General features: G+C 74.3%; 12 protein-coding genes and 1 pseudogene. 8 read left to right on the top strand and 5 right to left on the bottom strand.

What is annotated here, in order from left to right; all coding sequences use genetic code 11:
• Window positions 1–32: 32 nt before the first annotated feature.
• Window positions 33–938, bottom strand: a complete 906-nt coding sequence (locus tag ABEB13_RS39460) for a hypothetical protein (protein WP_345709415.1) — start codon at window positions 936–938, stop codon at window positions 33–35.
• 310 nt (window positions 939–1248) lie between these two features.
• On the opposite strand from ABEB13_RS39460, the pseudogene ABEB13_RS39455 reads away from it, so the two are divergent.
• A pseudogene (locus ABEB13_RS39455) lies at window positions 1249–2357 on the top strand (mechanosensitive ion channel family protein).
• Window positions 2358–2463: 106 nt separating this feature from the next.
• Here ABEB13_RS39455 and ABEB13_RS39450 read toward each other — a convergent pair.
• The gene (locus tag ABEB13_RS39450; RefSeq protein WP_345709414.1) at window positions 2464–3354 is read right to left on the bottom strand and encodes a helix-turn-helix transcriptional regulator; all 891 of its coding nucleotides are present in this window, start codon (window positions 3352–3354) and stop codon (window positions 2464–2466) included.
• 160 nt (window positions 3355–3514) lie between these two features.
• Here ABEB13_RS39450 and ABEB13_RS39445 point away from each other — a divergent pair, with 160 nt between their 5' ends.
• The 5 genes from ABEB13_RS39445 to ABEB13_RS39425 all read left to right on the top strand — a co-directional run bounded on the left by ABEB13_RS39445 (window position 3515) and on the right by ABEB13_RS39425 (window position 8994).
• Window positions 3515–4531 carry a zinc-dependent alcohol dehydrogenase family protein gene (locus ABEB13_RS39445; protein WP_345709413.1) on the top strand — a complete coding sequence of 339 codons (1017 nt, stop codon included), beginning with the start codon at window positions 3515–3517 and terminating at the stop codon, window positions 4529–4531.
• 22 nt (window positions 4532–4553) lie between these two features.
• The gene (locus ABEB13_RS39440; RefSeq protein ID WP_345709412.1) at window positions 4554–4964 is read left to right on the top strand and encodes a (R)-mandelonitrile lyase; all 411 of its coding nucleotides are present in this window, start codon (window positions 4554–4556) and stop codon (window positions 4962–4964) included.
• Between the two features lie 437 nt (window positions 4965–5401).
• On the top strand, window positions 5402–6037 hold the full coding sequence (locus tag ABEB13_RS39435; RefSeq protein WP_345709411.1) for a dihydrofolate reductase family protein: 636 nt from the start codon (window positions 5402–5404) through the stop codon (window positions 6035–6037).
• A 513-nt stretch (window positions 6038–6550) separates the two neighbouring features.
• Window positions 6551–8164: a hypothetical protein gene (locus tag ABEB13_RS39430; RefSeq protein ID WP_345709410.1), complete on the top strand. Its 1614-nt coding sequence runs from the start codon at window positions 6551–6553 to the stop codon at window positions 8162–8164.
• Window positions 8113–8994 carry an SCO7613 C-terminal domain-containing membrane protein gene (locus ABEB13_RS39425; protein ID WP_345709409.1) on the top strand — a complete coding sequence of 294 codons (882 nt, stop codon included), beginning with the start codon at window positions 8113–8115 and terminating at the stop codon, window positions 8992–8994. The genes ABEB13_RS39430 and ABEB13_RS39425 overlap by 52 nt, the downstream gene beginning before the upstream one ends.
• Window positions 8995–9095: 101 nt before the next feature.
• Here ABEB13_RS39425 and ABEB13_RS39420 read toward each other — a convergent pair whose 3' ends face one another.
• From ABEB13_RS39420 to ABEB13_RS39410, 3 genes are all read right to left on the bottom strand, one after another.
• Window positions 9096–9536: a VOC family protein gene (locus ABEB13_RS39420; RefSeq protein ID WP_345709408.1), complete on the bottom strand. Its 441-nt coding sequence runs from the start codon at window positions 9534–9536 to the stop codon at window positions 9096–9098.
• 166 nt (window positions 9537–9702) lie between these two features.
• On the bottom strand, window positions 9703–10038 hold the full coding sequence (locus ABEB13_RS39415; protein ID WP_345709407.1) for a hypothetical protein: 336 nt from the start codon (window positions 10036–10038) through the stop codon (window positions 9703–9705).
• A 2-nt stretch (window positions 10039–10040) separates the two neighbouring features.
• Entirely contained in the window at window positions 10041–11948 is a 1908-nt protein-coding gene (locus ABEB13_RS39410; RefSeq protein WP_345709406.1) for a helix-turn-helix domain-containing protein, read from the bottom strand.
• A gap of 116 nt (window positions 11949–12064) precedes the next feature.
• On the opposite strand from ABEB13_RS39410, the gene ABEB13_RS39405 reads away from it, so the two are divergent.
• Window positions 12065–12265, top strand: a complete 201-nt coding sequence (locus tag ABEB13_RS39405; RefSeq protein ID WP_345709405.1) for a hypothetical protein — start codon at window positions 12065–12067, stop codon at window positions 12263–12265.
• Window positions 12266–12450: 185 nt separating this feature from the next.
• Entirely contained in the window at window positions 12451–13263 is an 813-nt protein-coding gene (locus tag ABEB13_RS39400; RefSeq protein WP_345709404.1) for a DUF817 domain-containing protein, read from the top strand.
• The last annotated feature ends 70 nt before the right edge of the window (window positions 13264–13333 follow it).

The raw sequence follows: 13333 nt of genomic DNA, 5'->3' as shown, positions 1-13333 counted from the left end.
AGCAGCAGGGAGCGGTGCACCGTGGGTCGGCCTCACCCGCCGCCGGTTGCCCGGCGCCGACGCAGTGCCACCGCCCCGCCGATCGACAGCGCGGCCGACGCCGCCAGCGCTCCCAGCCCCCACGGCAGCGCGGAGCCGCCGTTCGCGACGGGCGTGGCCGACAGCGGCACGGCGGCCGGCGAGTCCGACTCCGACTCCGACGGCGCCGGGCTCCCCGCCGGCGTCCCACTCACACCCGGCGACGGCACCCCCGACAGCGCCGACGGGCCGGACGACGCGTTCACCGACGTGACCGGCTGCGGCGTGCCGGTCGCAGCCGTCCGCGGGCTCGGCGTATCGCTCGCACCGGCGCGCGTAGGGGCGGCGGGTGTGGGCGTGTGCGCGGGGGCGCCGCCGGTGAACTCGTAGGTCACGGAACCCATCCTGGTGCCCGTGACCATCCCGCACGGCCCGTCCATGTAGGCGTACGCGCCCAGCTCGTACAGGTCGTCCGGGCTGCCCGGGGGCATCGACAGGGTCTCGTGCAGCACGTGGTCGCCGCGCGAGATGCTGCCGAACTGAACGCGGTTGGAGATCCAGGTGCCGAGGTTCCCGCCCTGGCCGCCCGGCCGCCAAGTGAACGAGAAGTGGTGCGAGGGGCCGCCGTCCACACTCAGCGACACCGACGGCGCCCGGCCCGGTGTGTAGCCGCCCGTCTGACGCACCGGGACGACCATCGTCTCGAACGCAGCGGCACTCTGATCCGGGGCATCGAGATGCATCCTGTTGTCGATCGTCAGCGAGCCGCCCATGCGCACCTTGGGCACCGTGCCGGTCACACCGTCGATCCGGTACGTCCCCGGCCCCGCCGCAGGACAGCCGTCCGCGTGCGCCGCACCGGCACCCACCACCGAACACAGGGATATCGCAAGAGCCAAGGTCAGGCTACGTCTCGTCATGGCCCGCATCCTAGAGAGGCCCGGTCACCGCCCCCACACCACCCGGCACCGACACGTCGGCCCGGGGCACCCGACCGGGCGAGAGTCCGACTGTCCCGGGAAATCGGCACAGGCGGTGGCCGGAGCGCCGGGGTCCGGTTGTGGTGGCGGCCGGGCCATGGGGCAGGATGGCAGTCCGTTCGGAGTGTGTACCCCCGCTCCAACACAAGTGCGGACAAGACGACCTGACAGGCGACACGGTGACGACACAGGACATACGGCGGCCCGCGGCGGGCCGTCCCCTCGCCCTCCACGCGGCGGGAGCGGGACGGTGACCCGGGATCTGGTCCTGCACGACTGGGTGGTGGCCGGCATCGCGCTGGCCTGCGGCTGTGTGGCCGGTCTGGTGCTGCGGGCCGTGATGAAGTGGCTGGGCAAGCACGCGCTCAGGACCCGGTGGAGCGGGGACGACATCATCGTCGACGCGCTGCGCACCGTCGTCCCCTGGGCGGCCGTGATCGCCGGGGTGGCGGTGGCCGCTTCGGCCCTGCCGCTCACCGCGCGGGTCGGGGGCTGGTCGACCGGTCGCTGACGGCCGTGCTCATCGTCATCGCGACGCTCAGCGCCGTCCGGGTGGTGGCCGGGCTGGTGCAGTCGATGGCCGCGTCACGCACGGGTGTCGCGGCGTCCGCGACCATCTTCGTCAACATCACCCGCATCGTGGTGCTGTCGATGGGGGTCCTGGTGGCCCTGGAGACCCTCGGGGTGTCGATCGCTCCGCTGGTCACCGCCTTCGGGGTGGGCGGTCTCGCGGTGGCGCTGGCATTGCAGGACACCCTCGCCAACCTCTTCGCGGGTGTGCACATCCTCGCCTCGAAGACCGTCCAGCCGGGCGACTACATCCGGCTCACCAGCGGGGAGGAGGGGTACGTCGTCGACATCAACTGGCGCAACAGCGTGGTGCGCAACCTGTCGAACAACCTGGTGATCATCCCCAACGGCCGCCTGGCGCGGACGAACATGACGAACTACTCCCAGCCCGAGCAGAAGCTGTCGATCCTGGTCCAGGTCGGGGTCGGCTACGACAGCGACCTGGAGCACGTGGAGCGGGTCACCCTCGACGTCGTCGACAGCGTGATGGCCGACATCAGCGGTGGCGTGCCCGACCACGAGGCGGCCGTCCGCTTCCACACCTTCGCCGACTCCCGGATCAACTTCACGGTGATCCTGGGCGTCGGCGAGTTCAGCGACCAGTACCGGATCAAGCACGAGTTCATCAAGCGCCTGCATCAGCGGTACCGGACGGAGGGCATCTCGATCCCCGCGCCCACCCGCACCGTCTCGCTCCAGCAGGACGGGGCGAGCACGCTGTCGTCCCTCCCGCCGGTGCCGCACCAGTGGGCCCCGGCGTCCGAGGTGCTGGCGGACCCGCGGCGCTGAGGCTGGCCGACCGAGCCGCGCCCGCGATCACCCGTCACCCGGCCGCGCCGCCGCATTCGCCGCACTCAGCGCCGCACTCGTATCGCCGGCCGGGTGATCGCGGGCTTCAGCCGGCCGGGTGCCGGACCGCCGGAGCGGCGTTCTCGGTGGCGGCCAGGGAGGCGAGCAGGCGCAGCCCCTCCTCGGAGGCGGAGCCGGGTTCGGCGGTGTAGACGGTCATGTGGAGTCCGGGCTCGGCGGCCAGGTCGAGGGACTCGTAGGCGAGGGTGAGGTCGCCGACGGCGGGGTGGTGGAACCGCTTGGTGCCGGTGCCGTGGCGGCGGACGTCGTGGGTGCCCCAGCGGGTGCGGAACGCGTAGCTGCGGGTGGACAGCTCGCCGATGAGGTCGTGCAGGTCCTTGTCGTGGGGGTCGCGGCCGGCCTCGCGGCGCAGCATGGCGACCGCCATGTCGGCGAACAGCTCCCAGTCGGGGTAGAACCGGCGGGAGGCCGGGTCGAGGAAGTTGAAGCGTGCCAGGTTGCGCCGGTTGTCCGGGTTGGCGGACAGGTCGGTGTAGAAGGCGCGGGCGAGCGGGTTGGCGGCCAGGACGTCGGTGCGGCCGTTGGTCACGACCGCGGGCCCGGCGGTGATCGCGTCGAGGGTCCATTGCAGGCTGCGGTGCGGGGTCCACGGCCGGGTGGTGGTGCGGCGGCGGGGCCGGGTGAGGGCGTCGGAGCCGTCGGCGGCCCGGGCCAGGTGCAGGAGGTGGGCGCGTTCGGCGTCGTCGAGCTGCAGGGCGCGGGCGACGGCTTCGAGGACGGCCGGGGAGGCGCCGGCGAGGCTGCCCCGTTCGAGTTTCGCGTAGTACTCGACGCTCATGTCGGCGAGTGCGGCGACTTCGCTCCGGCGCAGCCCGGGCACGCGCCGCCGGGGCCCGGCGGGCAGGCCGGCCCGCTCCGGGCTGATCTTCGCTCGCCGCGAGGTGAGGAACTCGCGGACCTCCTCGCGGTTGTCCATGTCCTCGACCGTACGGCCTGGCGGCCGCGGGAGGGATGTCCTGCCGGTACACCCCTCGCCGGTGCCTCGCTCGCCGCCGGGAGGTGCGGTTACCTGGAATGGAGGCGCCTCGGGCGACACCGCCCCGGCCCGGCCCCTCCCCCTGACGTGAGGACTTCCCATGCGCGGAGCAGTGATCCACGCCCCCGGCGACGTACGTTTCGAAACCCTGGACGACCCCAGGATCCTCAAGCCCACCGATGCGGTCATCCGGACGGCCGTCACCTGTGTGTGCGGCTCCGACCTGTGGCCCTGGCGGGGCCTGGACGCGACCGACGAGGCCCACCCGATGGGGCACGAGTACGTCGGCTTCGTCGAGGAGGTGGGAGCCGAGGTCACCGGCCTGCGGCCCGGCCAGTTCGTCGTCGGCTCGTTCGCGACCTCGGACAACACCTGTGCCAACTGCCGGAACGGGTGGCAGTCGAACTGCCTGGACCGCGAGTTCATGAGCACCTGCCAGGCCGAGTACGTGCGCATTCCCAACGCCCAGGGAACCCTGGTCGCCACCGACGGCACGCCCGGCGAGGAGTTCTGGCCCGGCTTGCTGGCCGTGTCCGACGTGCTGGGGACCGGCTGGTACGCCGCCGACGCCGCCGACGTCCGGCCCGGGTCCACCGCCGTGGTCGTCGGTGACGGCGCGGTCGGACTGTGTGCGGTGATCGCCGCGAAGGAGATGGGCGCGGAGCGGATCATCGCGATGAGCCGCCACCGGAGCCGCCAGCGGCTCGCCCTCGAATTCGGCGCCACCGACATCGTCACCGAGCGCGGCGAGGACGGCGTCGCCCGGATCAAGGAGCTGACCGGCGGGATCGGCGCCGACAGCGTCCTGGAGTGCGTCGGCACCGCCGAGTCCATGCAGCAGGCCCTGCGCTCGGCCCGGCCCGGTGGCAGCGTCGGATTCGTCGGCGTTCCCCACGAGGTCGCCGTCGACGGCCAGGAGCTCTTCTACTCCCACGTCGGCCTGCGCGGCGGCCCCGCACCCGTCCGCCGCTACCTGCCCGACCTGATCGATCGCGTCCTGTCCGGCCGGATCGACCCCGGCAAGGTCTTCGACCTCACCCTGCCGCTGGAGCAGGTCGCCGACGGCTACCGGGCGATGGACGAGCGCCGCGCGATCAAGACCCTGCTCAAGCCCTGACCCCCTCCCGGAAGGCACTCCCGTGCAGATCACCCGCAGCTCGATCGACACCGTCAAGGGCCCGGCCGACTGGTTCACCGGCGACGTCTACATCGACGCCGTCGCCGCAGCCCCGTCCCCGTCCCGGGTCACCGCCAACCTGGTGCACTTCATGCCCGGCGCCCGCACCCACTGGCACCGCCACCCGCTCGGCCAGACCGTCTTCGTCACCGAGGGCATCGGCCTGTGCCAGCGCCGCGGCGGACCTGTCGAGGTCATCCGCCCCGGCGACCGGGTCCTGTTCGAGGCCGGCGAGGAGCACTGGCACGGCGCCGCGCCGAACCGCCTGATGGTCCACCTGGCCATCAACGAGGGCGACGCCGACCACGACGTCGTCCACTGGCTCACCCCCGTCACCGACGAGGAGTACGCCGCCGCCCCGGCCCTCGGCTGACAGGGGTGACGGTCGCTGTGGCCGTGGCTATGGCCGTGGCCGTGGCTGTGCCTGTGGTGGCGGTGCTCCTCCTGCGACCGGTGTCGGCAGGAGGGCCAGGCGCGCGGCGGACGGACTGCCGTGGATCGCCTGGTAGATCACCAGTTGCTGGTCGGGGCGCTGTTGAGGCTGAGGGTCTCCCAGATGCGCGCGCTGCTTTCGACACCCGCAACGTCGACACCGTCCTGGTCGCCGGGCAGGTCCGCACATGGGCCGGCCGACCGACCGACGTGGACCTGCCCGCGCTGCGCGCCGCGGCGGCGGCCTCGCGCGACCGCATCCTGCGCGAAGCGGCCGCCGGCTGAGCGTTCCGTCCGGTCGAAGAGCGGACTGACGGGTCTGCACGTCCCGGTCGCTCTAGATTTCTGACAGGACATTCGACGCGTCGGGAGCACGCCATGGGCCTCATCCATATCGAGTTGTTCACCACTCTCGACCTCGTCGGGCAGGCGCCCGGCGGTCCCGACGAGGACCCGGTGGGGTTTCCCTTCGGCGGCTGGCAGGTCCCCCTGATGGACGAGGTCGCCGGGGCACAGGTCGACGCAGCGTACGAGGGGGCCGATGCCCTCCTGCTCGGGCGGCGGACGTACGACATCTTCGCCGCCTACTGGCCGCAGGCCGGGGACAGCCCCTTCGCCGCGCTGTTCAACAGCATCCCGAAGTACGTGGCCTCGCGCGGCAGGCCCGACCTCTCCTGGGCGGGCTCCAGCCACCTCGGGCCCGACCTGCCCGGCGCGGTGCGGGAGATCCGCGACCGGCACGAGCACGTGAAGGTCGTCGGCAGTCTGAACCTGGTGCAGACCCTCCTGCGCGAGAGGCTGTTCGACCGCCTCGACCTGTGGGTCCACCCGATCATCCTCGGCACCGGGAAGAAGGTGTTCGAGTCCGGCGCGGTCCCTGCCAATGTCACCCTGCTCGAACCGCCCGTCGCGGGCCCCCGGGGCGCCGTCTTCCTGCGCTACGGATCGGCCGACGGCATCCCCGCCACCGGCAGCATGAGTGCACCGGGCCGCGAAGCCCGGAACGAGGGCTGACACCGCCGTCGGTGGCCGCCGCATTCGGCGGGACCGCCCGGGTCGCGGCGGACGGGCAGGTACGGCAGGTGCGCCTGCGCCCCCGATACCTCCCGAAGTGAGTCGTCGTACTCATGCACACGGGACGAGCGGCCCGGCACACTCTGCGCATGACCAGCCCCCACACCGCGCCCTGCCCCGACTGCGGCGCCGACCTCGGCGCCGACCTCGGCACCGGCCGGCACGTCCGGTGCCCGCACTGTCGGCTGCCGCTCACCGGTGCCGACGCCGCCGCACTGTGGCAGGTCGTCATGGCGCTGCGGGGGCTGGACGAGCAGCGCGGGGCGATGGTGCGCCACCGGGACCACCTGCTCGCCGGACTCCGCGCCCGCCGCGACGCGCCCGACACCGCCCCGGCGTGGGCCGCACCGACCGGCGCTCCCCGGTCGTGCCCCGCCTCCCGGCCTGCGGCCGACGGCCGGCGCCGGCGGCCCGGCCGAGGTCTCCGGCCGCTCCGCGCAGACCGTGCTGCTGGTGCTCGGCGGTCTGCTGGTGAGCGTCGCCGCCCTGGTGTTCACCGTGGTCAGCTGGGGACGGTTGGGCCTCGCCGGGCGCAGCGCCGTCCTGTTCGCCGTCACGGCCGTCGCGCTGGCCCTCCCGTCCCCGCTGCGCCGCCGCCGACTCACCTCGACCGCGGAGGCGGCGGCCGCCGTCGGATTGGGCCTCCTGGTCCTGGACTGCTACGCGGCCCGGGCCGCCGGTCTCGCCGGGCTCGACGGCATCGGTGGGCTGGGCTACTGGGCCGGTGCCACCGCACTCCTGGCCGCCGGGTCCCTCGCCCACGGCCATGGGCAGCGGCTGCGGTTCCCGCTCGCGGCGGGCTTCCTGCTGATGCGGGTGCCTGCGCTGCTGGCCCTGGCGGCGGCCGGGGTGGAGCGGGTGGAGGCGTACGCGGCGGCGATGGTCGGGGCGACGGTCCTGGACGTGGTGCTGCTGGCGCGTGCGGAGCGGCGTGCGCGGGGTCGGCTCGCCCGCGCGGTGTCGCCGGGACGGCCCGGCGAGGTGACGTTCCGACGGGTCGGGGCGGGCTTCGCGACGGGGTGGGCGCTGCTCGGCGGCGTCGTCGCGGTATTCGGGTCGGTGCTGTCGGTCGGGTTCGGGGAAGCCCTTGCGGCCTGGGGGCCATTGGGTGTGCTGGCGGCCCTGGGGATGGGGTCGGCGCTCCGGCTGTCCGGTCTGCCGCACGGCGCCCGGCGGGCGCTTGCGGCCGGTGCGGCCGTGGCGGTCCTCGCCGCGGCCGGTGGCACGCTGCGCCGGCTGTTGCCGTGGGACTGGACGGCGGTGGCGTACGGACTGCCCGCGATGCTGCTCGTGGTGGGCGCGGGCGTGCTGCTGCGGCACCGGCCGGACGCGGGACAGGGCAGGGCGGCGGGACAGGGGACGGAGGCCGGGCAGGGGACGGCCGCGGGGGCCGGTGCGGCCCGGGTACCGGCTTCGGAACCCGTCGCTCGGACGGCCTGGGCCGGTGTCCTGTACGCGGCGTCCGGGGTGCTCGGGACGGCCTCGCTGGGGACGGTGCCGCAGGTGCTGGCCGCCGCCCTTGTACCGCTCGGTCACGCGCCCGCCGCCTGGGGATGGGGCGACGGGACGGCGTGGGACGGGCGGGCGCACTGGGAGGTGCCGGGCTCCGCGCTGATCGGGCTCGCACTGGCCGCAGTGGCGCTGGGCGCGGTGGCCGCGCTGAAGTCCGTCCGGCTGCCGGCCGGGGTCCTGGTGTCCGGGGCCGTGGCGGTGGGTCTTCCCGTGGTGGCCCTGGCGGTGCCGGCCGTCGGCCTGCCGTACGGGGTGTCGGTGGGCTGGGCCCTGCTGCTCGCGGCGGTGACGGACGCGGCGGTCCGGGTGCGGCCGCAGCGGAGGGCGGCGTGGGCCGCACTCGTGGTCGCGGGCGGGCTCGCGCTCGTCTGGGCGTCGGCGGACCGAACGGCCACCGTGATCGCTCTGGGCACCTGCGCGGCGCTCGCGGCCGAGACTGCCCGGCGGGCCGTGGCCCGGGGCGGCCCCTGGGGTCGGCCGCTGCCGTGGCGGCGGCCGGTGCCGTGCTCCTCCTCGGCCTGGAGACCGCGGCGATCGCCGACACGGTCGGCCTGACGCAACCGTCCCTTGCGCTGGCGGTCCTCGGCGCCGCCGCCGCCACCGCGCCGGTGGCCGCCCTGCTCGCCCGCAGGGCCGGGCGGGGCGAACCCGCCTCCGGCGCGGCGTCCGCCGCGGGCGCGCGGGAGGAGCCGTCCGGTGCCGCGAGGGGCGTCCCCGCGAGCCTCCGGCAGGTGGCCGGGGCGGTGGAGGGTACCGGATACGCGCTGGCAGCGGTGGCGCTCGGGCTGATGGCCGCGCACCCGGGGGTGCTGGGGTTCGGACTGGCGGCGGCCGGCGTGGGGGCCGCCACGGTCGCGCTGCGCGCCGACCGGCGGGTGCCGGCCGGGATCGCGGCGACCGTTCTGCTGCTGGCCTCGTCCTGGGTGCGTCTGGCGCTCCTCGGGGTGGTCACGCCCGAGGCGTACACCCTGAGCACGGCCGGTGCGGCGCTGGCGGTCGGCCACCTGCGGCACCGCCGTGACGCGGCGCTGTCCTCCTGGGCGGCGTACGGACCGGGGCTGGGCCTCGGGCTTGCGCCGAGTGTCCTCGCGCTGGGGTCGGACGGGAGCTGGCTCCGTCCGCTGCTGCTGGGCGCCGCCGCGCTCGGGGTGACCGTGCTCGGCGTGCGGTTCCGTCTGCAGGCGCCGGTGGTGCTGGGCGGGGGTGCCCTGCTGGTGACGGCGGGTCACGAGCTGGCGCCGACGGTGGTCCAGGTGGTGGGACTGCTGCCGCGCTGGGTTCCGCTGGCCGCGGCCGGGCTGCTCCTGCTGGTCCTCGGTGCGGGTTACGAGAAGCGTCTGCGGGACGCCCGGCGCCTGCGCGACGGTCTCCGGGGCCTGCGGTGACGGCTGCTCCGGCCCGTCCCCCGGGCCGGAAGGCCGGAGCCTTCTGCAGCTGGTGGCGGCGGCGAAGGCGGGTGCCCGCCCCGGGGTGACCGTTCCCCTGTTCAGTTCAGTTGCTCGGCCAGTCCGACGATGATGCCCTCCGGGCCGCGGAGGTAGCAGAGGAGATGGCTGTCCTCGAACCGGGCGATCTCCCCGACGAGTTCGGCGCCGTGCGGGCGCAGGCGGGCGACGGTGTCCTCGATGTCGTCGACGGCGAACATGACGCGGTGCGTGCCCAGGATGTTGTGCGGACGGTTGCGCGGCCCGGCGCCGATCACCGCGGGGCTGCGGTACTTCGCCAGCTCCAGCCGGCTGTGACCGTCCGGGGTCCGGACCATCGCGATGTCGCACCGGACGCCGTCGAGTCCGGTGCACCGGTCGGCGAAGGCGCCCTCGACCTCCGCCCTGCCCTCCAGCTCCATGCCGAGTTCCACGAAGAACGCGATGGCGGCCTCCATGTCCTCCACGACGATGCCCACGTTGTCCATCCGCTGAATCGCCATGCCGTTCTCCTGCTTCCTCGCCCGTCCGGTGGTGGCCGCCGATGTCCTGGGACGGATCCGGCGGCACGTCCTCCCCATCCTCCGACCACCGAGGCCCCGAGAACACCCGGACCGCGCCGCAGCACCGCTGCGCCGGCCCCGCGAGCCGGGTGCCACCGCCTCCTGTTCAGCTCCAGGCCGGGGTGGGCGAGCCGTCGGGGTCCAGGCCGTAGGGCAGTGTCCTCGCCAGGTAGCGGGAGCGCTGCCCGGCGTCGGCCGCTTCCCGGTAGAGGTCGCCGGCACTCGTCACGTCCCCGGCCTCCTCGCGCATCTCGGCCAGGCCGGCCAGCGCGAAGGCGTACCCGCCGTCGGCGGCCCGGCGAACCAGCGCCTCGGCGCCCGCCCCGTCCCCATCCCTTTCCCGCACCATCGCCAGGCCTGCCATGACGTGCGGGTCCCCCGCGTCGGCCAGCCGCTCGAGGTCGTCGATGGTCTCGTACCCGCCGGGCTTCTCCCGCATCATCGTCAGGGCGGTCTGGGCGTACAGGCGACCGCTCGCGGACTGTCGGCGGTCTGCAGGCTGCCGATAGGCCGCGAGTCTGCGATCAAATGCTTCGAGCTGCCTGCGGGTGTCCTCGCTGTGCAGGTGTGCCATGAGCGCAAGAATCTGCGGATCGGCGCCGCACTCGGCGGCCTGCCGGTACAGGGCTTCGGCACGTTGCGTGTCCCCGGCCGTCTGCCGCAGGGCTGCGAGATCCGCCAGCAGGTGGGCGTCACCGGTGTCGGCCGCCTGGCGGCACAGGCTGTCGACACCCGCACGGTCTCCGGCGTCCTCCCGCCTCCGCAGCAGGACGGCCAGCGCGCGGACGTCACCGAGATCGGCGGCCCGCAGGTAGAGGGCCTCGGCGCCGTCGTGGTCCCCATCCTGCTCCCGCCCGCGCGCCAGTCGGACCAGGGCACCCGGATGACCGGCATCGGCGGCACGGAGGCGGAGGTGGTGGGCCCACTGCAGACGGTGCCGGTCCTCGGCCGCGGTGGCGAGAGCGGCGAGGTCGTACGGGTGCACGAGGTGCGTGTGGGCGGAGTGCCAGAACGACGCGGGCGGGCACAGCCTGCGACGCGTCGTACTGCCGTGCTGTTCGAGGAAGTCGGCGAGGCGGAGAAGCGGCTCCGGGCCCGGGCGGAACATCGCCGCCGGCTCGGGCACGCCCGGGGGCCGGAGCGAGGGGCGCGGCCTGACGGAGACCAGGGGGCCTGCCTGCCGTGCACCGGACGGGCGAGGTCGGCGAGGGCGGCTTCGGCCCAGTCGTCGTCGAGCCGGCCGTGATCGTGATCGGTGAGGTAGTCGGAGGCGGCGTCGGCGAGGAACGCCGGCGAAAGCAGGGGACCGACGCCGAGGCGTCGGGCGTCCATCGCCGCCGCGACCAGGGCCCGCACGGCAGGGGTGCCGTGCTCATAGCGGCGCAGGAGTTCGGGGGCGCCGGCGAGGTCCTGGGTGACCCGTCCGTCGGTGCGGGAACGGGTGAGGGCGGCCGCGAGCGCCCTGTCCCCGGCGGCGGCGAGGGCGGCGGCGGTGCGCAGGGCCTCGCGGTCGAACGTGTCGGGGACCCCCAGGGTGCGGCCGGCCATGAGCTCCCGGACCCGGCTGTGCGCGGGCAGGCGACGGCTCCCCGGCAGGTCGGCGAACCGGTCGGCGAACTCGGGCCACAGGGTGCCCAGGACCAGGACCGGGCCGCGGGCGGAGTCGGTGAGGAGGGAGTGGAGGGCGGCCGCGACGCGTTCTCCGTGCTGCGGGTCACCGAGGTAGTGCTGGGTCTCGTTCAGCCACACCACCGTGCGCGGCCCGACGCACGGGAGCCCGGCGAGCGCGGCCTCGGCCCGCGTCGGGTCGTACGGGTGCCACAGGAGCCAGCCGCCGGCGGCGAGTGGTTGGACGGCTTCCCAGCACGCCCGGGTCTTCCCCGTCGACGAGGAGCCGACCAGCACCAGCATCCGGCTCCTGCCGTCCGCGGCTTCGCGTACGGCGTCGGCGAGGACCTGGTCGTGGCGGCGCGACACGTAGCCGGGCAGCACCCGCCGCGTCCCGGCGGTGTCGGCGGGGTGGACCTCCAGGTCGAGCGGGTCCCATGCAGCGATCGGCCTCCCCGGATCCGACCCCCGCACCGGCGCCGGGCCACCCGGGTGCGCCACCGCAGCCCGCCGCAGGTGCAGCAGCTCCGCATCCGGCAGGCCCAAGGCGCGGGCCAGCGCGCTGACCGTCGCGGCGCTGGGAGCGGCCCCGCCGGGCCTGAAGGCCGCCTGGACGGTGGCCCGGCTCAGCTCCGCCCGTCGGGCGATCATGGTCTTGGTGAGCCCCGTTCCGGCCAGGCCGTCGTCCAGCCGTTTGCGCAGCTCGACCAGTGCCGCCTCAGGCTCATGGCTCTCCGTGCTCACATGCTCCCCAGCCCTGCGTGTCCACCGGTGTCCAGCTTTGTCCAGATCGCCCCTGGCCGACACCGGTTCCGCGAAAGTCGAACGCGTCAACCTCCGTCCTCCCTGGGGAGATCGCCGTGAATCGCCTCGCCGTCGTCCTTCTGACCGCAGCCCTCGTCGTCGTGTTCGCACTTCTGGCGGCCGCCGCCGCCTGTGTACTGGCCCGTCTCGACGGAGCCACCCACCCGACCGCCCTGATGCGCGCCGCGACCGCCTTCGCCGGTGTCCTCACCCTGGCCACCGCCATCACGGCCGTCCTTGCCCAGGTCCTCGCCTGAACCCGACGCCAGCGGCTGTCGCGGAGCGCAGGGATTGCCGGAGGGTCGCAGTGCCACCGTGCCCGCGCGGTCCCACGGTGCAACCCGATCGCTGGAATCGACACGGCGTCGCGACGGCTCGTGCGCCGGGATCCGGGCCCGTCCGGAAGGGAACCCGACGCGTCCGACGATGCGTCCATCAGCACATGCGTCCGACACTCGTGCGCGGCAGCCTCCTCTTCGGCGGACAACTGCTGCGCCTCGGTTGGCTCCAGGCCCGGAGCTGCGCCTTCGCCGTCGCGCTGTTCGCCGGGATGGCGTCGGTGCGACTGCTGCCGGCCGGCCCGATCCCGCCCTATGACCTCCTGCTGGTCTACGGGGTGTCGCTCACGGCGCTGTCCTGGCTCGTCGGCTGGGAGTCCCGACGTGACGTCGCGGCCATCGCGGTGTGCCATCTGCTCGGCCTGGTGCTGGAGTTGGTGAAGGTCGGCGTCGGCTCCTGGAGCTACCCCGAGGCGGCGCTGACCAAGGTCGCCGGCGTGCCCCTCTACAGCGGCTTCATGTACGCCGCCGTCGGCAGCTACGTCTGCTCCGCCTGGCGGATCCTGGAGGTGCAGGTCAGCCGATACCGGCCCGGCGTGGTCACCGCCGTCTCCGCCGGCGCCTACCTGGACTTCCTCACCGACCACTGGCTGCCGGATCTGCGGTGGGTGCTCGCCCTGACCCTGTTCTGGGTGTCGGCGGGCAGCATGGTCCATTTCACCGTCGGCAGGATCCGGCACCGGATGCCGCTGGCGCTCGCCTTCGCCCTGATCGGCTTCCTCCTCTGGCTCGCCGAGAACATCGCCACCTGCCTGGGGGCATGGCGGTACCCCTACCAACTGCCGGTCTGGCATCCGGTCATGCTGGGCGTGTGGTCGTCGTGGGCACTGCTGGTCCCGGTGATGTTCGTCCTCATCCACCGCCTCGCGACCGACCGGGCCGCCCGACTCCGCCCGACCGTCGTCCTCGCTCCCTGAGCTCCCCACTGACCCCGTGGCCTTCCCCGTCGGCACTGGCGAGGCCATTGCGCGCGGGGCGCCTGCGCAG

This window comes from Kitasatospora paranensis (assembly GCF_039544005.1).
Lineage (GTDB): Bacteria > Actinomycetota > Actinomycetes > Streptomycetales > Streptomycetaceae > Kitasatospora > Kitasatospora paranensis.
This window is presented reverse-complemented; position numbering and strand designations above follow the sequence as displayed.